This is a genomic window from Porphyromonas pogonae (genome assembly GCF_036320655.1).
GTDB classification, from domain to species: domain Bacteria; phylum Bacteroidota; class Bacteroidia; order Bacteroidales; family Porphyromonadaceae; genus Porphyromonas; species Porphyromonas pogonae.
On record NZ_CP143258.1, the window covers coordinates 1,403,476 to 1,427,037 of the forward strand.

The following is a 23,562-nucleotide window of genomic DNA, read 5'->3' on the forward strand; positions in this document are numbered from 1 at the left end:
GATAATAAAACACCATAGCTACAAGAGTTTAGACGTTTTTTTGTGTGCAGAGACTCATTGACCAACGGTTTTGGGTGCTCTGTGTAATTTGATTTTTTCAGGAGTTAATTCATTGATATAGTCGGGTATACGTAGGTGCTTGTCGTATGTGTTTTTTGTATGGCAAAAAGTGCGTGATATGGTGAAAGTGATTAGAGATAACCGGGTGTATATGAAATTTATTGTAATAACCTTAAAAATTGTCAGTAAAAAAGCTAGAATAAAGTTGTGAGGACAAGGAAGCGTATGCCTAAAGTGAGTATCACCATGATTATCTCTGCTTTGCGATTGATTTTTGTGGCTATCATCATATCTTGCGTAGTAAGTTGCTTCTCCTTTTCACCGATATAAGGCTTATAGATAGTTTCACCGAAATAATCATGCGAGCCCCCAAAGCGACACTTGAGAATCCCGGCAAGGGCTGCCTCGGGATATCCTGAGTTGGGACTTGCATGCTGCCTGCCATAACGCTGTACAAAACTTAATAAGCTACATTTGCCTGATGAAACAATCATGAGAAATGCCGTAAGGCGAGCCGGCAGATAATTGGCTCCGTCATCAATTTTAGCGGCAAAACGTCCGTAATCCTTGTAACGATCTGTTTTATATCCCACCATAGAGTCTTGGGTATTGATCATTTTATAAGTGAGCATACCCGGAACACCCAGTAGCATGTACCAAAACATAGGAGCTATGACACCGTCACTCAGATTTTCTGCCAATGTTTCCAATGCTGCTGTGCGCACTTCTTGTGCTGTGAGGTGCGAAGTATCGCGCCCCACAATACGTGCTACCTGCTTACGCCCTTCATCAAGTGACCTATCCACTGCTTTGAAAACATCTCTTACCTCACGGATCAGTGTAGTGCCGGCCAAACTGTAAAATACGCCTGCACATTCATATATCATGAATAAGATGAGAGATCCGAAAAGGACAATGGGATTATAAAAGTCAGGATTATACTTGAGGTTCAGAAGTTCATTGATACCGACTATCAGCAACCAAAGAGGTATTAAGAGGGAAATAATGAAGGTGAGTATATCGATGACGATAGTGATCATAGCACCTTTGAGCACACGGGATCTGCCTTTGTTGAATAATCTTTCGCCCCAAGCAATGATTTTACCAAACCAAATAATGGGGTGGAAGCCTGAGGGGTCTCCAAAATAAAAATCCAAGAGCCAGCCTAATATGAATGTGCCGGTGATTATCAGGATGAGAAGTGTCATAATATATTATCGATCATTTTAAGAGCGTTGATAAGCAAGTCATTGTGCATGGGTGTTTGGGTAGCAATGCGCACATAGCTTCTATCAAGGCCTGCGAAGTTGGAAGCATCTCTAATGAGTAGCTCATAATCATGTACCAGCATAGACTTGAGTTGGGCTGAAGAGATGTTTTTGCATTGTACCAGCATAAAATGCGTATCGGTGGGGGGAGCGATAAAGTGCTTCAATGCATTGATCTCATTGGAAAGCCTTTCCGTCTCACGCCACAAAAGATGTTTGTCCAGAGTATCAGGCATACCCTGCGCCAAGAGATACATACCACTCTCGATAGCGAGAGCATTTACCGACCACGGCATACGCTCGTTCCTCAAAAGATGAATAAGAGGAGTCGCTGCCGTGATATAACCTAATCTTAAGCCTGGCATTGCGAATTTCTTGGTCATGGAGTGAATAAGAATTACATTATTATACTCCGCCGCTTCCTGTACTTCTAATACTTCTTTATGGGTAAAATATTCGTAAGACTGGTCTATAACAAAAATAGTTTGGGGGTAGTGTTGTATCATCTCTCTCAATACTTTCAAATCCCAGACCTTACCAGTCGGATTATTAGGATTGCAGAGCCATACCATTTGAACGCTATTGGAAATCTCATCCAACGCAAAAAGGTTTTGGATTTGATGATGATGTATCGTACAAGCATCGGCATATTCGCTGAAAGTAGGCTGTAATATACCAGAGCTATTCCCTGAATACGTTTGAGCAATGAGATAGATCGCTTCCGTAGCGCCATTGGTAACCAATACATTATCGGGTGAGAGTGTGTAAAAATCGGCTATAGCCTTTTGTAATGCGTAAGGCTCCGGCTCAGGATAGGAATCAATGCAGTCAATATGTTCTTTCAAATGCCTTTTGAGATCCGATATATCCACGCCTCCATAAACATTGGAGCTAAAATTGGCTCGGATATTAGTATGACGAAAGAGATCGTCGCCATGTCCGTTGATCATTCCTTTTCCATTAATTTATACACCAAATCCACATCTACATACTGCCGTAAATGTTCTGCGAGCTTATCATACTGTGAGTCTTTGAAAGCATCATAATCAATGTGCTTTTTGTCCTTGTCCTGCAAACGTTCTTGAAAAGGCTGTAAAAGGAAATCGATAAAAGCGTCATTGTCAAGAATGCCATGGATATAGGTGCCCATACATTTGTTGTCTCTAAAATAACCATCCGTACTTCCTGAATCAAGATTGTTGAGAGGCGATTGAGGATATCCATCAGCTACACGAGTACGTCCCATGTGAATTTCATAGCCTTTGCATACTGAAGATGTGTCCCTGACATGGAAACTAACTTGACGTGTTACTTTATCACCATCCATTGTTGTAATGGTCGGTAATAGCCCGAGGCCGGGTAACATTTCTATGGTTCCTTCTACATGATCAGGATCATGCACTTCCAAACCGAGTATTTGGTAACCTCCGCAGATGCCCAATACTACAGCACCTTCCCGATGAGCACGGGCTATAGCTTGAGCTACACCGTTATTACGAAGTTCGTATAGATCAGCTAGTGTGCTTTTGCTACCGGGTACAATAATAATATCGGCTTTGGAGATCTCTTCTGTGTTGTTTGTGTAAAAGAGATGCACTCTAGGATCACGTTCAAGACGGTTGAAATCGGTATAGTTGGACAAATAGCGTAGCATCACTACCGCCACATTGATTTTGTTTTGCTGTGATTGCAGATGTTTGTTTTTGAGAGCTACCGAATCTTCCTCTTCTATGTGTATGTCATTATAATATGGTACTACTCCTAACACAGGCATATGACACAAATCTTCAATAAGTTTCTTGCCAGACTCAAACAGCCTGAGGTCTCCTCTAAACTTATTGATAAGTATTCCTTTGACATATTTTCTTTCTTCTTCCGTAAGGAGCATGATAGAGCCGTAAATAGATGCAAATACACCTCCACGATCGATATCGGCCACCAAAATAACGCTAGCTCCCGCATGTATAGCCATAGGCATATTGACGATATCCGAGTCTCTGAGATTTATTTCAGATATACTCCCCGCACCTTCCATCACAATAGGATTATATTTTGCAGCAAGTCTGTCGAATGCCTCATTGACTTCATGCCTAAGCTCTTCGCGTCCTTCTTTACGGAAATAGTCATATGCGTCCTTATTCCCTCTGGGTCTGCCATGTAGTACGATCTGTGACGTTTTATCGGAGCTTGGTTTGAGCAATACCGGATTCATATCGGATTCACAAATTACGCCCGCAGCTTCGGCCTGCACGGCTTGTGCACGCCCGATCTCTAAGCCATCAGGTGTTACATAGGAGTTCAATGCCATATTTTGAGCTTTGAAAGGTGCCGGATTCAACCCATCTTGTTTGAAAATACGGCAAAAGCCCGTAGTGATAATACTCTTGCCTACATCACTACCTGTACCCACAAACATAAGAGGACGCAGGTCTTGGCGCTTAGTCTTAGTCTTCATGTTACTTCTTTTTACGTTTGTAAGCAAATTCTTTCCATTTTTCTTCAGGCCAGTTTTGGCTCTGCATTTCGTATTTTGCCATTACAAACAAAAGATCGGAAATTCGATTGATCCACTTGAGTATATCTTCCGGTACAGGATCAATGCGGTTTAAACTCCATAACCGTCTTTCCGCTCTGCGTGCTACAGTACGAGCCCATTGGAGTTGAGCTGAAACCACAGTACCGCCGGGCAAAATGAAAAAGCCGTTATCTTTGGTCTGACTCAACAATTGATCAATATCGTTTTCCAAATCAGTAACCCATTCTTTATCAAAGATGTTTTGATTCTCAGATCTGCGCACATCAGGTGTTGCTACGATGCTCATGGTAGGCATCATATGCATTTGTATGAGGTAGAGTTTGGAGTAAAAGATATGTTTGTCTGAAACGAGGGATCGCACCACACCCAGTGCAGCATTGAGCTCGTCTAAAGTGCCATAAGCTTCTACGCGATTATCATCCTTTTCCACTCGTTCACCCCCGAAGATGGATGTTTTGCCTTTATCACCTGTTTTAGTGTATATCCTGCCCATCGAATAGATTTAAAATATTGTTTTCTCCCCAATAGAGGTGGGTATAACCCGCTATTAAATTCTTGTATTTGTAAAGTGCTGTATCGGTTTTCGATCCTTTGGTATTGAATATCTCTACCACACTGTCACCCGGCACATTCAGTTTGGAATAATGAAACTCGTGTCCACGCCAGTTTGTTTGGTTGTGGGTAAACTCTCTGTATCCGAGATGAAGCCTCATCCCATGCATTGTTGCTTGGTACGGTAATATGTTGCACATGGGATAATTGTTGCCATCCATTCCTGTGATTCCTTCACAGAGATACATCATCCCGCCACACTCGGCTAATGCCATGCCTCCATTCTCTATGTAATTTCTTATATCTGCTTTCATTGATTCATTGGAGCTCAGGGCAGGTAAGTAAAATTCAGGATATCCTCCCGGGAGGTAAAGAAAGTCTGCTTGCGGCAAATGTGTATCATGAATAGGACTGAAATAAATAATACGGCCGAGAGATTCTAGCCTGCGAATATTTTCCTTATAAGTAAAATTAAAAGCCTCGTCCCATGCTACAGCAACCGTTTTGTCTGAGGTAACCAGAGAGTCATTTATTACGTTTGACGAGAAATCACCTCCTGACTCTGTACTTTTCAGAAGCAAATCCAGATCAATAGTCTTCTCTATTTCATCGGCAATTTTATTAGGAATATATTCGTATTGTGTCATTTCTTCAATGGAAAGTCCCAAATGCCTCGATGGTATTTCTATATCTTTGAGTTTGGGTAAATAACCGAAACATTTGACGCCTACATTCTCACAGGCTTGTTTGACGTAGCTAAAGTGAGATGGAGAAGCTACCCGATTAAATACCACCCCGGCAATTCGCACGTGTGGATTGAAGTTTTTGAAACCATATATCAATGGAGCTACACTATATGCTGTGGATGCAGCATTGACCAGCAGTACTACAGGCACATTGAGTGTGAGTGAAAGATCGGCACTACTGCCTTTCATGCCGTCATAGCCATCAAACATACCCATTACACCCTCTATAATGGCAGCATCTTTGTCACAAAGGTTCCTATAATAAACCTGACTGATATGTTCGGGGCTCATCATGAATCCGTCAAGATTGATCGATATCTCTCCGGACGCAAGTTTGTGAAATTGCGTATCTATATAGTCTGGGCCACATTTGTAAGGCTGCACTCGCATACCCCGGCGAGTAAGTGCTCTCATGCATCCCAAAGAAAAAGTAGTCTTGCCTGACCCTGAAGATGTTGCTGCTATAATAAATTGTGGTTTAGTAATCACGTGAAAATCTTATCCTAAATTAATAATATACAAATATAATCATTAGAATAGAAAGAGTGAGTAGGAGGACTTTGGGGAATGTCGATGTTGATGTCGAAATAATTGATTTTGTGTGTGATGTGTAGTCGTGTTGAGCCTGAATGATATTGTACTTAATATTGTGGGGTGGGTATAAAGAATTATCCATTATCGACCCGTACACCGCGGGTAAAAGTTATGGGTAATAAGCGCCTATGGAGACTAATGAGAAAAAATGTATTGTGGCTCTTGTGTATTTCAAGGAAAGCATTACCTTTGCAGTGTCTTTAGGAAATAGAGATAGCGGATTCAGTTGCGGCTGTGGTGTAATTGGTAGCCACGTCAGACTTAGGATCTGATGCCGAGAGGCGTGGGGGTTCGAGTCCCTTCAGCCGCACAGAGTAAGCTTAGGCTTATATAGAAAAGCGTAGTAATGATCATTACTATGCTTTTTCTTTTTTATACCTGTATAATTAAGTTATATTTGGGGGAAAGTTTAATCAAAAAAGTGCTTCATGTCATTAAATAAAGTAATGCTTATCGGCCGAGTAGGCAAAGATGCTGAGGTAAGATATATCAAGGAGGATTTTGTGGTAGCACAGTTTTCTCTTGCTACATCATATCGTATACCGGACGCCTACGGCAACTATGAAACAAAGACCGAGTGGCATCGTATCGTAGTATACAACGAGCAAGCAAAGTATGCGGAGAAAGTTGTCCGCAAAGGACAGTTGATGTATGCTGAAGGTCATCTGCGAAACAGAGAGTATGTGGACAAAGATAAAATAACACGCCAAGTGACGGAGATCGTTTGTGAACGATTGGAAAATTTATCTCCCAAAGAAAACAAATCCCCCATGCAATCACAGGACCTTCCTTCGGTGAGTCGCGATATCGGCATTGACTTCTCTGATGATAGCTTTTCTACAAAACATGATTGTGAACCATTTTGATTACTTTTGTGATTAATAAAGTATTAACTACGTTCAATGGATAGCAACATATTTAGTCAGGTTATAGTTCATCCTTTTACATCCGGTGTAGCCATAGCGCTTATTATTACCGTCATATTGCTTTTTCTTTCCGCCTTCATGTCTTCGTCGGAAGTTGCTTTCTTTTCTTTACGTCCGGTGGATATCGAATCTATCAAAAACAAAGAGGCAAAAGTCGATCCCATCCTTTTATCTCTATTGGGCGATTCTGAGAAATTGTTGGCTACGATTCTTATCGGTAATAATATTGTAAATGTGGCCATTGTTATTGTTACAAGCTATGCTTTTGGGCTTATCTATGATTTTAGTAATGCACCGTTGATCGGTTTTCTCATCCAGACAGTCGTGCTTACATTGTTGTTGTTGCTTTTCGGTGAGATTATTCCCAAGATTTATGCACAGAGATTACCTCTGCGTTTCAGTAGATTTTCCGCTCCCAAAATGCAGGTTTTAAGTAAAATATTTGCACCACTTTCCACAGCTCTTGTAAAATCGTCCTCAGTTGTAACCAAATCGATAGGTAAAAAGAAATATGATATTTCTATGAATGATCTCAGTGAGGCTGTCGATCTCATCCAGGATAGCACTACTGAGGGTAAAGCGATGATCAATGAAATCATCAATTTTTATAACAAAACCGCCAGTGAGATTATGGTTCCCCGTATCGATATGGTGGATGTGGACATTTCATGGGATTTCAAGAAGATGCTCAGCTTTGTTGTCAATTCCGGCTATTCGCGTATTCCTGTGTATGAGGGTTCAGAGGACAATATCAAAGGGATATTATATGTAAAAGATCTTATACCTCACAAGGATCAAGATGAGACATTCAACTGGTCATCCTTGGTTCGCAAAGCCTATTTTGTCCCCGAAAATAAAAAGCTTGATGATCTGCTCGAGGAGTTTAGAGCCAACCGCATGCATATCTCTATTGTAGTCGATGAGTATGGCGGTACATGCGGTATTATCACGCTGGAAGATGTTTTGGAGGAAATATTGGGAGAAATCTCTGATGAGTATGATGACGAAGAACTACCCTATAAAATATTACCCGACGGTAGTTATCTTTTCGAAGCCAAAACTTCGCTTACTGATGTGCAGCGCATATTAGAAATCAACTCCGGTACCTTTGGTAAGTTTGAAGAAGAAGTGGATACGTTGGGAGGCTTGATTCTGGAGATCAAGCAAGATCTACCCAAAGTTGGAGACGTAGTCGTGTCAGGTGTTTGGAAATTTCAGGTTATACGCATTGAAAAACATCGTATCATTGAAGTCAAGATCATTCCACCTGTACCTTTAAAAAAAGATTAAGTCCGTGGAATTTTCCATAACTCCTCATGTCTCTGTTATTGATCGACATTCTGCTCTGAGTAAAAGACAAGCAGAGCGGTTTCATGCAGGCGTGATTCTCAACAAACTTCTAAGTCCGGCTGATCATTCTGTCTATAATATCGGTCATGAAGATTATGGTAAGCCTTACATAATAGAACGAAGAGACGTGAATATAAGTATCTCTCATTCTTATGAAATGTTGGCTATGCTACTTACCGATGCTTTCCATGCTCCGGGTGTAGATATCGAATGTCTGAAAAATAGGGTAGAAGGTATAGCTCCCCGGTTCTTGTCCGTAGAGGAATTGTTATGGGTTGAGAAATCTTCGCAGAGGCTCGAATTGCTTCACATTCTTTGGAGTGCCAAGGAGACTGCTTTTAAAATTTTTAACCCTACGGGAGGTAATTTTATCAAATCATTTCTAATCAGGCCTATAATGCGACTTGAAGATGAGGGTGTTTTCTCTCTCTCATACAAGCAGCAGGCTATAGATATTCCTATAAATTATAAGATTACCGACAGATATGTGCTTACATGGAGTAACCCTGCTTATAAAGATTTAAAGATTGCTCCCTGAAAGTTGTACTTTAGCTTGTACTATATCTCTTAAATATATACCTTTGCCCCATTAAAAACTGCAAATAATAATTAACTAAACGCTATATGGCAGACAAAAAAACTAATCCACAGGAAACAAACGCTGAAGAGATTGTTTCTCGCTCAGAGCAGTTTGTGGAAAAAAACATTTCCAAGATTATTACAGTTGTTCTCATCGTGATTGCGGTTGTTGCCGGTATCCTGGCTTATGTGCATTTTATTAAGAAGCCTCGTAATGAGAAAGCTTCTGCCAAAATGTATGTTGCCGAAGACAAATTCATGAATTCACAAGACAGCGTTGCCCTTAATGGCCTTGGCGCAGGAAATCCCGGTTTGCTCAATATTATTGACAAATATTCGGGAACAGACGCTTCAAATCTTTCTGAGGCTTATACGGGGATTTGTTACTATGACATGGGTAAGTATAAAGAAGCCTTGGAGCACCTTAAGAAATTTAGCTCCAAAGAAGATATTGTAGCTCCATCCATACAGCGCCTTATCGGAGATTGCTACGTACAGCTCGATAAGTTGAAAGATGCAGTAGATGCTTATGAGAAAGCTGCTACTATGGCCAATAATGAAGCTGTAACTCCAAGCTGTTTGCTCAAAGCCGGACACGTCTATGAGAAAATGGGTGAGAACAAAAAAGCATTGGAAAAATACCAAACCATCAAAGATAAGTATTATACTGCTCCGGAATCTGCTACAGTAGAGGCAGACATCATCCGTGTTCAGTCAAAAATCAAATAAATTTTTCCGATAAAAATATTATGGCAACAGCATATCATCTCTTGAGCGACCAACAGTCTCCCGTTCCTGCCGGTAATGGGCTTAAAGTAGCCATCGTAGTAGCCGAGTGGAATAGCCATATTACTGGAGCATTGCTCGACGGCTGTATCAGTTTGCTTAGAGAAAAAGAAGTTGACACTATTGATGTCATGCAAGTCCCAGGTACGTTTGAGCTCACTTATGGGTGTGCTCAAAAGGTTTCTGAGGGTAAATATGATGCAGTGATAGCTATTGGATGTGTGGTCAGAGGCGATACTCCACATTTCGATTATATTTGTCAGGGGGTTACTCAGGGTATTACACATCTTAATCTCAACGGCACCTATTTGCACAAGGCTCCTATGGCACATGTGCGTATACCGGTTATATTCTGTGTGTTAACGACAGAGACTATGCAGCAAGCACAAGACCGCGCTGGTGGAACCCTTGGTAATAAAGGGAAAGAGGCTGCAGAAACTGCATTAAAAATGTGTAAACCTCTTTGCTATTAAAAATATTTGTTCTATCTTTGCATCGCAAACGAGAGAAAAAGGGCAGTTACCAGAGTGGCCAAATGGGGCTGACTGTAACTCAGCTGGCTTTCGCCTTCGGTGGTTCGAATCCATCACTGCCCACTCTCTACATGCAACGATCAAAGATTGCGGAAGTAGCTCAGTTGATAGAGCATCAGCCTTCCAAGCTGAGGGTCGCGGGTTTGAACCCCGTCTTCCGCTCTAATGAAAAAGTCATCTGAATAGATGACTTTTTTGTTTTATCGGGACATGCCCTTTTATGTAATTTTATTCATTTGTCAGTACAAATAGTTTCGTGTATCTTTTTCTGTTATATTGCTCCAAACTATCCAGACACAAGCTATATTAGAGCTGTAGTTCTTTATGTCGATTACAAAGATTACCCGAGAAATGTTATAGATAAAAGGAATTGAACTTATATTTGCATGTTCTATGACTTATAGTAAATTGAAGAGATGAAAAAGATTGTGTGGTTTCTTATATGCATACCATTGCTCCTTACTTCATGCAAAACAAGTACAGAGCAAGAAGATATCACTATGCTACTAGTCAAAGCCAATGAGCTGAGCAGGCTGGAACTTGCAGCCAATAATGTGCGCACAAAGATCAGGATCAACCCGAATAATGATGGACAACTTGGTTGGAAAAAGGTTTTTGGTAGCCGGGAAACGGTGCTTGAAATTAACACCAGAGTCTCTGCTTACTGTGATTTTTCTCACATTGACCAATCTTCCATTCACAAGGGTGAAGATGGGACCTACACGATAAAACTACCTGAAATCACAATTGTCAAAGAAATGGAAGATCTCAAACATCGCATTGTCAAAGAAGCTGATCCCATGAGGTCACCTTTGTCCGAAAACGAAATCGAAGAGATTTTACATAAAAAACGAGAGATCATCCAACGGTATATAGATGGAGCCATAGAAAAAGTCAAGCCACAGATGATAGCTTCGGCTCATAAAGCTGCAGAGCGACGCTTGAGTCAAAAATTGTCAGAGATGGAACTCCCTGTAAAAATTATATATTAGACACATGATGAGACGTATTGCAAAAGAAGCCCTCATACTCCTTATCGGTATCCTTATAGGAGGTGCACTCGTATATTTCTTGGGACAAAAAGAGCCTGAGCCTTCACTGACTCCGGAAGAAGTTAAAATGAAAATAACCGAGCACTCAAAACTTATTACACAAGAGATTGAGTACCGCGAAGAAGTCAATGTAAGAGATGGCGATTATGTTGCAGAGGGAACTGCGGACTTGATAGCTTATGTAAAATATGATCTGGAGAAACTCAAAGTGCGTAAAGACAGTGCAGGCAATATCACTGTAGTACTCCCCGAACCTGAGGTCGAGATAGGAAAGAAGATCGACGGATATAATCAAATCAAATTTTACAAGAATGTTTTTCTATGGGGCAATGTTCCTTTACGAGAGCGTAAGGCTGTGGATGCTCTCAAAGATAAAATTCTTGACAAAGCCTATAACGATATTATACGTGATCCTAAATACATCCCTGATGCTACTTACAGAGCTACTGTGCAGTTACAGAGTTTTGTAAACGGGTTCGAAGGTAAGCATATCACTGTATTGGCTTCAGATCTTACCTTGCCTGCACACTAATTATTTTTTTTTTAGCTGCTTATAACGCAACCTGTTGATCTGCTCTATCCCATTTCTACTTTACTTTGTAGAGTCCTAACCCTACTTTCACCGCTAGAATAATGAGTTTCATGCAATGATGATGAAAGAAAGGATTAGGACGGTGGTGGCTGTGTCCTACAAACTTTTATTTTTTGAAGAGGACATATTTTAGATGGAGTGCATCATAGATTTCTTTAGCAGATTTAGATTGTGAGTTACATTGTCTAAACCGAATATTATTGCCGATAGCATTTAAAAGCTCCAGTGGTAACAACCTTTTGTGTAGACATGAGTCTGACAATCTCAGACCAATAGTAATTCAGCCTTTGATGGTTAGGAAACTTATTCTTTTATTCCAGTACGCAAGAAATCAAGGCGTATGCGTCAAAATCAATACTTGAATAATGTGTATAAAGAGGTAATACGCATGATATAAAAGTCGGAATAGTATATCTTGGCGTACAGGTCTATCTTTTCAGTTTTGTTTGAGTTTTTCGTACATCATTTCGTAAACAGGAACTTCAATTCCTATTTCTTTAGCAGTGTGTACCACATAGCCCGTAAGATTTTCCAATTCTGTTTTATTACCATTCTGAAAGTCGGTATGCATAGAGCTAGTAGAGTGTGCCGGCATAAGGGTTTGCTTACGATAAGCCGATTCAATGGAATCAGAAGGCATTTTAAGCCCCATTTGCACAAATAAATCATATACTTCCTCCAAGAGTTTATGCATTTCTGTGGGATGTTGTGATATAACCTCACCTACTGTGGCATTATAATATGAGGTGGCAGTTGCCGTAGCTGATATCATCATATATTTCTTACGTATATACATTGATACATCTTCCGGATTGAATACATTGATTCCTGCTTTTTCAAAAATCTTATTGTAGATCTGTTCTTCGTGTGTTTTAGGAAAGCCGTCTTTCCCCATATAGAGAAGTTCTCGATCGGCCTCAAGAGTAATAATGCCCGGCTCATTTCTTCGTGATGAGATATATGTACATCCCATCCAAACTTCATTATGCGGTAGTAATTCCTTTACTTGTTCAGCAATATCAGCCCCATTCTGGAGGGGTAATAATATTGTAGAATCTTTCAAAAGAGGTTGGAGCTGTTTTATATTATCTTTGAGATCATAACTTTTTGTCGTAAGTATGATCATATCCATCACCGGGAGTTCATTCGGATGATCCGAAGCTGCTGTAGGATGGACAGTAAACTCACGTGTAGGAGTTATAATATGTAAGCCTTGTTCATTGATTACTTTGAGGTTCTCACCTCTCGCTATAAAATAGATATTAGCTTCACCGCTTTCCTGAGCCCATTTACAAAGCATCGCTCCATAGTAGCCACCCACGGCGCCTAATCCTGATATACAAATATTCAACATCTGATGTGGTATTTAGAGATTAATAGAGAGAAATATTCTTTTGAGACCGTTGCATAGCAGGCCAATTGCTTCGTTGCTTGCGAGATTCGCGCTTGGTCATTTACCTGAAGTAAACTCCCTGTGCACTCACTCTTATCGCCTTGCACTTTACCCTCTCTGCCCGGTCAAAGTGTCTTTTGTCGGCTTTGCCTCCAAAATCCACAAGACTGTTGACTTTTGCAACAGTCTCTTTTTGTGTAATTGATCTTATCATTACGCAAAATATTTTATCTACGTAAATAAAACAAAAGCCGACCACTGAGGTTCAGTGATCGGCATCATGTAATCTTATTTTATAATCAGTCTAAATGCTCGAGTAGTGGTTAGTAAGCTCTGGCAAAAAGAACTCTTTGAGATGAAGGCTTACCGGTAACCATGCATTTGCCAGGAGTTTTATCACCGTCTATGGGTATACAGCGGATAGTAGCCTTGGTCTCCGCTTTGATAAGCTCTTCTGTCTGTGATGTGCCGTCCCAATGTGCCAAAATAAATCCTCCTTCTTCGATTTTTTCCTTGAACTCGTCATAAGTCTCCACCGTAATGGTATGTCCGGCACGGTAGTCATGTGCTTTACGGAAAATATTCTCTTGGATTTCTTCCAATAGGGTTGCTATATATTCATCAATTCCGTCTATGCTCACCGTTTCTTTGGTAAGTGTATCACGGCGTGCTACCTCAATTGTCCCATTTTCAAGATCTCTGCCTCCCATAGCCAAACGCACGGGAACACCCTTGAGTTCATATTCCGAGAATTTCCATCCCGGTTTTTTGTTATCAGAGTCGTCATATTTCACTGTAATCCCTTTAGCTTTAAGTTTCAGTATAATCTCATCCACTTTCTCGCTAATCTGCTTGAGTTGCTCTTCTGATCTGTAAATAGGTACAATGACCACTTGGAAAGGAGCTAATTTCGGAGGCAGTACCAAACCATTGTCATCGGAGTGAGACATAATCAGAGCCCCCATCAAACGGGTAGAGACTCCCCAAGAAGTAGCCCATACGAGTTCCCGCTGCCCTTCTTTATTGGTAAAAGTAACGTCAAATGCTTTGGCGAAATTTTGCCCCAAGAAGTGAGAAGTACCGGACTGAAGGGCTTTACCGTCTTGCATCAATGCCTCTATGGTGTAGGTGTCTACAGCTCCGGCAAAGCGTTCATTAGCCGACTTGACGCCTTTGACTACAGGCATAGCCATGTAGTTTTCCGCAAAAGTGGCATAGACTTCCAACATCTTACGGGCTTCCTCTTCCGCTTCTTCACGTGTCGCATGGGCTGTGTGCCCTTCTTGCCACAAAAATTCGGCTGTACGCAAGAACAAGCGTGTACGCATCTCCCATCTCACAACATTGGCCCATTGATTACATAGGATAGGGAGGTCTCTATGCGACTGTATCCAGTTCTTATAGGTATTCCATATGATTGTTTCCGATGTCGGGCGCACTATCAGCTCTTCATCAAGCTTAGCTTGCGGATCCACAACCACGCCTGTACCATCAGGGTTTGTTTTGAGCCGATAATGAGTTACTACAGCGCATTCTTTGGCAAAACCCTCTACGTGATCTGCCTCTTTGCTCAAAAAGCTTTTGGGGATAAACAGAGGGAAATATGCATTGACATGACCGGTTTCTTTAAACATATCATCTAATACTCTTTGCATCTTTTCCCAGATAGCATATCCATAGGGTTTGATCACCATGCAACCACGTACGGCAGAATTTTCTGCTAAGTCTGCTTTGATAACCAAGTCCTGATACCACTGCGAGTAACTCTCGCTTCGTGGTGTAAGCTCTTTCAGTTCTTTTGCCATGATAGGTATTTTTCTTTTCGTTGATTAATTTGGATGCAAAGTTAATAAAAACACAGCCTTAATACTTCATTAAGTCAACTAATTGTACACTATCAGTCTTTAGCGGTGCGTATTGTTTCAGTTTTTACCACCATATCATTAGCAATGAAGTTTGTACCGCTCTCGAGTTCGAGCGTATAAGTCAATCCTTCGGTGTGATGTTTAGAGATTATTTCTATCAGTAAAGTTTGTTTAGCATCACCTTTGTTCCAATAGACTTTATCACCTACAGATAGCTTTTTTACCACTGACTGCTGATTGTAGTTTTTATTTGATTTCTCAGGATTTAAGGATGCCCAAGACTTATCATCAAGCATAAAAGGATGATCATCTGTGGTAATAACGGCTCCTTTGCTAAACCTCAATTCCCAAAGATTGGTGTGGCGGGCTTTGATAAGTTCTTTTACATGGGCTGCAAGCAGTCTATTGTTTTGCACATCATAAGTCATTACTTCATCTGTAGTGGTAATATCTTCTATCTTTTTCTTTGTACCATCGGCCATTGTGATCAATGTCCCGGGTGCAAAGCAATGAACATCCAATCCGTCGAAATTAATTTCACTGATCATCAAGTCATTGTACTTATCCCCTTTGTATATATCCATGACTTCCAAAGTTATAATCATATCTTTAGCTTTGTCTGTCGACTGAATGGGATCTATACTAAATGCCTGGGCATTAATGATGTCTTGTAGTTCGAGAATAGCAATAGGTTTATTATTTATCAAGAGTTTGAATTTTGCGACTCTCGAATTTGCTTTCCATAAATCTGTATTTTTCTGATAACCGTTCCAAATAATGATCTTTGTTACTCTGGGTGAAAATGGTTTGAAATAAAAATTGACTTTCTGCCCTATAGGGTTGATTTTATTGTTGGCACCCCATGCAGTCAAAATATTAAAGTCATGGATATTGTCAGCCTTATAAGTATTGTTCATCATCCCTTTTAGGGTTGAGCTTGCTGTGATTTTGTACGGACCACCTCCACAATACCAGCTACAGCCTGAAGGAACTGTAAGAGGCCCTGCATCTGTTTGTTCCAGAGAATCAATCATCATTTTTTGTGATGGAGAAAGGCTTTGGGGATCCATCTTCCCCAAATTTATTCTTTCGAATAGGTCCAATGCCTTTTGCCAATTTTCACTCTCTATCTTTGAAAACTTCTTTGCCTCTCTGGTCTCAGCCTTCAGTGTGGGGAGATCTTGTGCATGCATTATGTACTGTGTTGCAAGTAATAATGTAAGAGATATGTAAGTTGCAATTCTTTTCATATTCAAGATTTTTTAAGTAGGATGCAATTTACATAAATTATTTATATGATTTCGATGCAAATTATTTTCAACAGCTTTGTAATAATAAAATAAGGCTCTTGCATAAATTCTATGCAAGAGCCTTGGTTGTATATATAAGTATGATTTTGTCTAAAAGATATATTGCATTCTGAAGGTGAATGTATCATCATTGACATTGCCACTGTAGATCGTGTTTTTAGAATTTATTTTCTGATGATCTACCTTTTCGTAGTAAGCCGTAAGTCTTACCGATCTATTGGCTAACCAATAGTTGAGACCGAATCCCCATACATTGTGCGTACCTTCATTGTAAGCATTTAGACTTTTGGGATCTTTGTCCAATTGCGCAGCTATATCATTGGCAGACAATTTAGTGTTTCTGTCATAATGATAAAATTTTACTACTGCTTGCAAGGGAGCACAAGGGAGTTCGTGCATGAAAGTACTGCTTACCCCCAAGAAGTGTCTTTTGAGAATAGGATCGTCTTTTACAAAATATTGATCTGTTGTTACAAATTGCCCTGTTACAGTATTGCTGTTTTTGCGTCCGGGCTGCCATCCTGTGATCATTTCACCACGAAGACTGGTAATACCAGCTGCCCATTTCTGCTTAAATTCGCCATAGGCACCCCAATATTGTCTCTTGATATTAGATTGTTCGTCTACTTGAGGTACATTACCGATATATGCTGATCCACCCAATTGCCAAGATGTTTTATCACCGGTATTACCCAATATCAGTTTGGCTATAACATCAGGAGTATTTTTGCGGAAAGCACCACCGCTGTTACCTCCGGTTACCATCAAGTCAAAGCCTAATTGATTAAAACCGCTGATTTGTTGTTTGGGAGCCCAGTGGGCACGTGCTCCTAGCTCAATCACACCGTTGAATAAATCCGAAATGAAAATACTACGTTCCGGACTTTCCCTATATTTTGAACTTCCGGGACATTCCTGTCCGAATATTTGGTCTTGCAACCCGACTATAAGATTAGAATTGTATAGATAATCGGGACTATACTTAATAAACATGCTGTAAGGTCTGATCTTGTTTTCAGTCATATTTATCTGGGCTACTGCCTGCCATTCTCCACGAGTTACCGCAGCTCTGACAAGACCGCGGGCTATACCTGCACGCCAAAAGTCTTTATTGGCTTGTCCATTGAACCGATAAATCTCTCCTACCATAGACCGGGCATACTTTTGCCCATATGCTACATCAGCCTGGATATAACCGCTAATGTCAAAATCATAGTCTTTGATTCCTTGAGCGTAACTGCGAACCGAATTGAATAAACTAAATGCAGCAACAGCGGATAAAGCCGCTAAAGAACGAAGTGTTTTTGTTGATTTCATTTGCTTATATAAAATAAAGTTAAAAGAAAAGTCGTTTTGCAATATTTTAAAAAAAATCGATTGCAAAGGTAATATCCTTAAGTGGACCTTTGTTAACGAACGCATAAATGTAATTAAATCTTAACACATACAACACATTTATCCAATTTCTTTTCCATTATGTTGCCCAATTTGTTTTTTGCGTTGTTATTTGATATGTGTATTGCTGATTTTTATGTAAGTTTGTCAAATTTTATTCTTACCTATATTTGATACTGTCTATATTGGCAGAAAACGAAAAAATGATATCATGCAGATAACTCTTCCTTTATTATGAGATTCATAGATAAGAAATTGTTATATTTGTATAAAAATATCATTAATCGGTTTATTCCTAAATTTTAATGTAATGGCAACACCTCCATTTAAGTACCAAAAGCCCTTTCCGGTAGGTCCGGATAGAACTGAGTATTATCTTCTGACAAAAGATTATGTATCAGTAAGCAATTTCGAAGGCAAAGATATCCTCAAAGTAGATCCCGAAGCTCTCAGAATGCTTGCCAAGCAAGCTTTTCATGATGTGTCTTTCTATCTGCGTCCTGAGCATCAGGAGCAAGTAGCCAAAATACTTCATGATCCGGAAGCTTCAGAAAATGATAAATATGTAGCCTTGACTTTCCTTCGCAATGCCGAAGTTTCTGCCAAAGGTCAGCTACCGGTATGTCAAGATACCGGTACGGCTATTATTTTAGGCAAAAAAGGTCAGCAAGTTTGGGTTACAGGCGGTCATGACGAAGAACATCTTTCTCATGGTGTGTATGATACTTATACCGAAGACAATCTGAGATATTCACAGAATGTTCCTTTGGATATGTATAAGGAAATCAATACGGGATGCAACCTTCCTGCTCAGATTGATTTGCTCTCGGTAGATGGAGATGAATATAATTTCCTTTGTATAGCCAAGGGGGGAGGATCGGCCAATAAGACCTATTTGTTCCAGGAAACCAAAGCTCTTCTTAATCCCGACACCTTGGTTAAATTTTTGGTTGATAAGATGAGCACCTTAGGCACAGCAGCATGCCCCCCTTACCACATTGCTTTTGTTATAGGCGGTACCTCTGCAGAGACAAACCTCAAGACCGTGAAGCTCGCTTCTGCCAAATATTATGATGAATTGCCTACTGTAGGCAATGAGGGCGGACAAGCCTTTCGTGATATAGAGCTGGAAAAGAAAGTGCTCGAAGAGGCTTATAAACTTGGGTTAGGAGCACAGTTTGGCGGTAAATATTTTGCTCATGATGTGCGCATCATACGTCTTCCTCGCCACGGAGCTTCTTGCCCTGTTGGTATGGGAGTAAGCTGTTCAGCAGACAGAAATATCAAAGCTAAGATAAATAGGGAAGGGATATGGGTAGAAAAACTCGAAACAAATCCTGGCAAGTTTATACCAGAATCCATGCGCAACGCAGGCGAAGGCGAAGCGGTGAAAATCAATCTGAATCGTCCTATGCCTGAGATTCTTCAGGAACTCTCCAAATATCCTGTATCTACACGTTTGTCACTTACCGGTACCATTATTGTGGGACGTGATATAGCTCATGCCAAGCTCAAAGAGCGCATTGATAATGGAGAGGGATTACCGCAGTATGTCAAGGATCATCCTATTTATTATGCCGGGCCGGCTAAGACTCCCGAAGGAATGCCGAGCGGTTCGTTTGGCCCTACTACCGCAGGACGTATGGATAGCTATGTCGATCTCTTCCAAAGTCATGGCGGTAGTATGATAATGATAGCCAAGGGTAATCGTAGCCAGCAAGTTACTGATGCATGTAAAAAGCATGGAGGTTTCTATCTGGGAAGTATTGGTGGCCCTGCTGCTATACTTGCTCAAGACAGTATCAAGAAGGTAGAGTGTTTGGAGTACCCTGAATTGGGGATGGAGGCTATCTGGAAGATCGAAGTGGAAGATTTCCCTGCTTTTATTCTTGTAGATGACAAGGGTAACGACTTCTTTACCCAGATCAAAGAAAAATGTCAGAATTGTGGATTGATGAAATAATCTGCAATTCTTTATCAAAAAGTCAGTTTTACCTCAATCATATCAATAAAATTAATTTTGATAATTTGATTTAATATTGAGTTATTTATGCTCATTGTGATGTGGTTTGTTTGTGAAATTTGTCTTTTTGATATTTGTGATAAGCCTTGAAAACGTTGTTTTTTTTACATTCTTTATGATGCCTTCAGTTTTATAACTGAGCTTCACTATTTTCTTAGTTAGGTTTTATTTTTTTTCTAACTAGCAATTTATAATTTCTTAGTTAGAAAAATATAAGAAGCTAGTTAGAAAAAAAGAGAAGCGTAACTAAGAATAAACTACTTTTTCAACCAAAAAAATAAAAATCCGTAAGCAGGTTTTTACACTGCTTACGGATTTATTTTATACGCATTCATGTCTTTTATATCTGAAGACGCCGAATGACGTATTCAAAAAAACTTATTTTGACAATGTGATACTCTATATTGATATTCAGAAATTGATAAAATGATATTTCATTTCCGTTTCAAAAAAGTTATTCTCATATTTCATATTGTTGTCCTGTGCATCAACATATATATATTCAGGAAGTCTCTTTCATTTGAGTAGTAATTATTTCTTTTCATATAAATTCAGTATATAAGTAATAAATAAATTTCGTGTTTTTCCCCGATTCTGTGATTTAACAAGGATGAGGTAGGGAAAGTTTAAAAATAGATTGTTAGGTATGAATGATTTTATAAGTTAAATATAAGATTTTGATTATCAGTATTTAAATTGCCTTAATATGCTTGAGCTAAACTTTACGTCTTTGTTTTTTTTTGCTCACTTTTTGCTATTGTGTGCGGTTTTTTAGCTATATTTGTATGTTTTTAAAGAGTTTTAATCAAAATCTGATCATGTACAAATAGTTTTGATTATCCGTGATGCGAACTATTCTCTATATTGTAAATATGATATAAGGGTATCATTTTAATGTTTTTCGTAGTCATACGTTGGGGATAATATAAGCTTACATGATTAAATTAGTTTCATCTAAATATTTATTTACTCATATGCAGCAAATTGTAATTATTTTTAGTGCATTTTTTGTATTGCGACTAATGTCATTGTATATTTCTATCAAAAATGAAAAGCGCCTCAAACTTATGGGTGCTGTGCAATACGGGAAGCTCAATTCGCTTTTACTTACACTCGCTCACATAGCCTATTATTTTTGTGCTTTGTATGAAGCCTATACTTCGGGCGTTTCGTTCAACAATTATTCTGCTATTGGTGCTGTAGTTATAGCTTTCTCTTATATTATGCTCTTTTATGTCATATACAAACTGAGAGATGTCTGGACTGTGAAGTTGTATATTGCTCCTAATCATAGGATAGAGAAAAGTTTTCTTTTTCGTGTAGTGAGGCACCCCAATTATATTCTGAATATTATACCTGAGCTTATTGGTGTGGCCCTTTTGTGTAATTCGTGGAATACTATGATGTATGGCTTACCTATCTATTGCTGTGTGCTATTGGTGCGTATTGTGCAGGAAGAAAGAGCCATGAAAGGCCTCTTTTCTAAAGCCGCTTGATTGTATTTGATCGTAATTCAGAGTCGATTATAAAAATAAGCTGCAAAAATCGAAATTCTCCTCTTTTATAGGATATCGATTCTTGCAGCTTTCGCTTTTCTAAGAGAACCTTTTCAATCTATTTCTCCCCTGAAAGGGAGACTTTTTTATTAATTATGATATATAATTGTTGAACCTATGAAAATAGGCGAGAGCTAACTCTTCATCGCTTTTGTACTATTATTACAGATCCGGGGGGATATGATGTTTGAGTGTAAACACGATTGCCATAACGGTCATAAATAATTACCCTCCGTCCATCTCTCTTTTTTCTGTAATATCTATGGTTGCGATATTGTTTCTTTTGCTGGCCGGGAGCATATCTACGAGCATTTTTATCTCCATATATTTTTTTTGCTTGTCCCGGAGGTAAAGTTTGGCCGTATGGAGCAGTCCTATAGCCATAGTAGTCATCATTGTCATATGCAACCCTTCTGGAGCTGCAAGATACCAAAACTAAACTCAACGCAATGGTGGATGCGATGATTAATAATTTATTTTTCATAACTGTTTGTTTTATATCTATTGCCTACTTTATACATTAGAGATCAGAGGGTATATAAGGTTTAATATTTACATTCTTTTTGGAAACAAAATAAATAGGTTGACTCAGACATCCCCGAGTCAACCTTTCATTTATTATTACAGATACGTTTAGAAATCTTATTATCTCGACGAACGTTTCCTTTCCGTTTCGTCCAAAATGATTTTGCGCATCCTCATGCTTTTAGGAGTGATCTCTACATATTCGTCAGCTTTGATGTATTCTAATGCATCTTCTAAGCTAAATACGATGGGAGGAGCTAGAGAAACTTTATCATCACTGCCCGAAGCTCGCATATTAGTGAGTTTTTTACTCTTGCATACATTGACGCAAAGATCTCCTTCCTTGGAGTGCTCGCCTACTACTTGACCACCATAAACCTCTTCTTGGGGAGATATGAAAAACTTACCTCTACTTTGGAGATTGTTGAGAGCATAGGCAAAAGCAGTACCTCCATCCAATGCTATGATAGAGCCGTTGTTTCTTCTTTCTATCTCTCCTTTCCACGGCTCGAAATCTAAAAATCTATGTGCCATTACCGCTTCGCCCGCCGATATGGTGAGCACAGTATTATTGAGTCCGATGATACCTCTGGATGGTATTTTAAATTCGAGGAATACCCTTTCATTCTTGTTCTCCATCATAACCATCTCGCCCTTGCGACGTGTCACTAAGTCTATAACCTTACTCGATGCCTCTTCGGGCAGATTGATTGTCAATAATTCGATCGGTTCGCACTTCTCTCCATCGATTTCTTTGATGATTACCTGTGGTTGGCCCACCTGAAGTTCGTATCCTTCGCGCCTCATGGTTTCTATCAATACAGAAAGATGCAGTACACCTCTACCATACACAAGCCAGCTATCGGCCGAGTCTGTAGGGACTACTCTGAGAGCAAGATTTTTATCAAGCTCTTTCATCAATCTATCATGGATATGGCGTGAAGTAACAAATTTACCTTCCTTGCCATAGAATGGCGAATTGTTGATGGTAAAAAGCATACTCATTGTAGGCTCATCTACTGCTATTGCATCCAAGGCTTCGGGTTGTGCTGCATCAGCAATGGTTTCGCCGATTTCAAAACCTTCAATGCCTATAACCGCACAAATATCTCCTGAGGAGACTTCTGCCACTTTGGTTCTACCCAGCCCTTCGAATACATTAAGCTCTTTGATCCTCATCTTGGATTGAGTACCGTCTCTTTTGCATAGTGCTATCTCTTGGCCTTCCTTGAGAGTTCCGCGATGCACACGCCCCACTGCTATACGCCCTACATAAGAAGAGAAATCCAGCGATGTGATAAGCATCTGTGCTGGGCCTTCTATTTGTTCGGGAGCAGGGATATGTTCTATGATCGCATCAAGCAGAGGGGTAATATCTTCGGCCGGTTTTTGATACTCCAAGCTCATCCAACCTTGCTTTGCAGATCCGTATATCGTTTCAAAATCAAGCTGGTCTTCCGTGGCGTTGAGACTAAACATGAGGTCAAATACCATATCTTGTACTTCGGAAGGACGGCAGTTGGGTTTGTCCACTTTATTGATAACCACAATGGGTTTCAGCCCCATCTCAATGGCTTTTTGGAGTACAAAGCGTGTTTGAGGCATAGGGCCTTCAAAAGCATCGACCAGCAAAAGGCAACCATCCGCCATGTTGAGTACTCTCTCCACTTCACCGCCAAAGTCGGCGTGTCCCGGAGTATCAATAATATTGATTTTAGTCCCCTTGTATTGGATGCTTACGTTTTTGGACAAGATCGTTATACCACGCTCACGCTCCAAGTCGTTGTTGTCGAGATAAGTGTCAACTTCAGCAGCTTTGTCATCTCTAAAAAGTTTGCCCGCTAGGAGCATTTTGTCTACCAGCGTAGTTTTTCCGTGGTCTACGTGTGCAATAATTGCAATATTTCTAATGTCTTGCATT

Annotated in this window: 20 protein-coding genes and 3 tRNA genes; 12 read left to right on the forward strand and 11 right to left on the reverse strand. The window is 39.9% G+C overall.

Annotated features, from left to right (window positions below; genetic code table 11):
* Positions 1 to 254: 254 nt before the first annotated feature.
* From cbiB to VYJ22_RS05390, 5 genes are read right to left on the reverse strand one after another with little or no spacing between them, the layout of a single operon-like run.
* A complete protein-coding gene (gene cbiB / locus VYJ22_RS05370; protein WP_329905494.1) occupies positions 255 to 1,268 on the reverse strand; it encodes an adenosylcobinamide-phosphate synthase CbiB in 1,014 nt (337 codons plus the stop codon).
* Positions 1,265 to 2,278: an aminotransferase class I/II-fold pyridoxal phosphate-dependent enzyme gene (locus VYJ22_RS05375; RefSeq protein ID WP_329905495.1), complete on the reverse strand. Its 1,014-nt coding sequence runs from the start codon at positions 2,276 to 2,278 to the stop codon at positions 1,265 to 1,267. The genes cbiB and VYJ22_RS05375 overlap by 4 nt, the downstream gene beginning before the upstream one ends.
* Positions 2,275 to 3,783 carry a cobyric acid synthase gene (locus tag VYJ22_RS05380; protein ID WP_329905496.1) on the reverse strand — a complete coding sequence of 503 codons (1,509 nt, stop codon included), beginning with the start codon at positions 3,781 to 3,783 and terminating at the stop codon, positions 2,275 to 2,277. The genes VYJ22_RS05375 and VYJ22_RS05380 overlap by 4 nt, the downstream gene beginning before the upstream one ends.
* A gap of 1 nt (position 3,784) precedes the next feature.
* The gene (locus VYJ22_RS05385; protein WP_329905497.1) at positions 3,785 to 4,357 is read right to left on the reverse strand and encodes a cob(I)yrinic acid a,c-diamide adenosyltransferase; all 573 of its coding nucleotides are present in this window, start codon (positions 4,355 to 4,357) and stop codon (positions 3,785 to 3,787) included.
* Positions 4,338 to 5,648, reverse strand: a complete 1,311-nt coding sequence (locus VYJ22_RS05390) for a cobyrinate a,c-diamide synthase (protein ID WP_329905578.1) — start codon at positions 5,646 to 5,648, stop codon at positions 4,338 to 4,340. The genes VYJ22_RS05385 and VYJ22_RS05390 overlap by 20 nt, the downstream gene beginning before the upstream one ends.
* Positions 5,649 to 5,984: 336 nt before the next feature.
* Between VYJ22_RS05390 and VYJ22_RS05395 the strand changes: the two genes are divergently transcribed.
* The 10 genes from VYJ22_RS05395 (at position 5,985) to VYJ22_RS05440 (ending at position 11,514) form a co-directional block, all read left to right on the forward strand.
* A tRNA-Leu gene (locus VYJ22_RS05395) sits at positions 5,985 to 6,066 on the forward strand.
* A gap of 118 nt (positions 6,067 to 6,184) precedes the next feature.
* On the forward strand, positions 6,185 to 6,622 hold the full coding sequence (locus VYJ22_RS05400) for a single-stranded DNA-binding protein (protein WP_329905498.1): 438 nt from the start codon (positions 6,185 to 6,187) through the stop codon (positions 6,620 to 6,622).
* 36 nt (positions 6,623 to 6,658) lie between these two features.
* Positions 6,659 to 7,972, forward strand: a complete 1,314-nt coding sequence (gene gldE, locus VYJ22_RS05405) for a gliding motility-associated protein GldE (RefSeq protein WP_329905499.1) — start codon at positions 6,659 to 6,661, stop codon at positions 7,970 to 7,972.
* 4 nt (positions 7,973 to 7,976) lie between these two features.
* The gene (locus VYJ22_RS05410) at positions 7,977 to 8,570 is read left to right on the forward strand and encodes a 4'-phosphopantetheinyl transferase family protein (RefSeq protein ID WP_329905500.1); all 594 of its coding nucleotides are present in this window, start codon (positions 7,977 to 7,979) and stop codon (positions 8,568 to 8,570) included.
* 86 nt (positions 8,571 to 8,656) lie between these two features.
* A complete protein-coding gene (locus VYJ22_RS05415; protein ID WP_329905501.1) occupies positions 8,657 to 9,340 on the forward strand; it encodes a tetratricopeptide repeat protein in 684 nt (227 codons plus the stop codon).
* A gap of 20 nt (positions 9,341 to 9,360) precedes the next feature.
* Positions 9,361 to 9,870, forward strand: a complete 510-nt coding sequence (ribH, locus tag VYJ22_RS05420; RefSeq protein ID WP_329905502.1) for a 6,7-dimethyl-8-ribityllumazine synthase — start codon at positions 9,361 to 9,363, stop codon at positions 9,868 to 9,870.
* A 40-nt stretch (positions 9,871 to 9,910) separates the two neighbouring features.
* A tRNA-Tyr gene (locus tag VYJ22_RS05425) sits at positions 9,911 to 9,993 on the forward strand.
* 26 nt (positions 9,994 to 10,019) lie between these two features.
* A tRNA-Gly gene (locus VYJ22_RS05430) sits at positions 10,020 to 10,092 on the forward strand.
* Between the two features lie 254 nt (positions 10,093 to 10,346).
* The gene (locus VYJ22_RS05435) at positions 10,347 to 10,922 is read left to right on the forward strand and encodes a DUF4230 domain-containing protein (protein ID WP_329905503.1); all 576 of its coding nucleotides are present in this window, start codon (positions 10,347 to 10,349) and stop codon (positions 10,920 to 10,922) included.
* 4 nt (positions 10,923 to 10,926) lie between these two features.
* Complete coding sequence (locus VYJ22_RS05440) at positions 10,927 to 11,514, forward strand: DUF4230 domain-containing protein (protein WP_329905504.1); 588 nt, start codon at positions 10,927 to 10,929, stop codon at positions 11,512 to 11,514.
* Between the two features lie 496 nt (positions 11,515 to 12,010).
* Here the strand turns inward: VYJ22_RS05440 and VYJ22_RS05445 are convergent, their stop codons facing one another.
* From VYJ22_RS05445 to VYJ22_RS05460, 4 genes are all read right to left on the reverse strand, one after another.
* Complete coding sequence (locus VYJ22_RS05445; RefSeq protein ID WP_329905505.1) at positions 12,011 to 12,928, reverse strand: ketopantoate reductase family protein; 918 nt, start codon at positions 12,926 to 12,928, stop codon at positions 12,011 to 12,013.
* A gap of 362 nt (positions 12,929 to 13,290) precedes the next feature.
* Positions 13,291 to 14,772: a proline--tRNA ligase gene (proS, locus tag VYJ22_RS05450; RefSeq protein WP_329905506.1), complete on the reverse strand. Its 1,482-nt coding sequence runs from the start codon at positions 14,770 to 14,772 to the stop codon at positions 13,291 to 13,293.
* Positions 14,773 to 14,864: 92 nt separating this feature from the next.
* Positions 14,865 to 16,082 (reverse strand): NADase-type glycan-binding domain-containing protein, encoded by a 1,218-nt coding sequence (locus VYJ22_RS05455; protein WP_329905507.1) that lies wholly within the window; start codon positions 16,080 to 16,082, stop codon positions 14,865 to 14,867.
* 150 nt (positions 16,083 to 16,232) lie between these two features.
* Positions 16,233 to 17,459, reverse strand: coding sequence for a hypothetical protein (locus VYJ22_RS05460; protein WP_329905508.1), 1,227 nt, complete (start codon positions 17,457 to 17,459; stop codon positions 16,233 to 16,235).
* Between the two features lie 388 nt (positions 17,460 to 17,847).
* Between VYJ22_RS05460 and VYJ22_RS05465 the strand changes: the two genes are divergently transcribed.
* Both VYJ22_RS05465 and VYJ22_RS05470 read left to right on the forward strand, forming a co-directional pair.
* Positions 17,848 to 19,500, forward strand: a complete 1,653-nt coding sequence (locus VYJ22_RS05465) for a fumarate hydratase (protein ID WP_329905509.1) — start codon at positions 17,848 to 17,850, stop codon at positions 19,498 to 19,500.
* A gap of 1,034 nt (positions 19,501 to 20,534) precedes the next feature.
* A complete protein-coding gene (locus VYJ22_RS05470) occupies positions 20,535 to 21,056 on the forward strand; it encodes an isoprenylcysteine carboxyl methyltransferase family protein (RefSeq protein WP_329905511.1) in 522 nt (173 codons plus the stop codon).
* A 202-nt stretch (positions 21,057 to 21,258) separates the two neighbouring features.
* On the opposite strand, the gene VYJ22_RS05475 is transcribed toward VYJ22_RS05470, so the two are convergent.
* Positions 21,259 to 21,600, reverse strand: a complete 342-nt coding sequence (locus VYJ22_RS05475) for a hypothetical protein (protein ID WP_329905513.1) — start codon at positions 21,598 to 21,600, stop codon at positions 21,259 to 21,261.
* Positions 21,601 to 21,761: 161 nt separating this feature from the next.
* Positions 21,762 to 23,561 (reverse strand): translational GTPase TypA, encoded by a 1,800-nt coding sequence (gene typA / locus VYJ22_RS05480; protein WP_329905514.1) that lies wholly within the window; start codon positions 23,559 to 23,561, stop codon positions 21,762 to 21,764.
* Position 23,562: the final 1 nt, after the last annotated feature.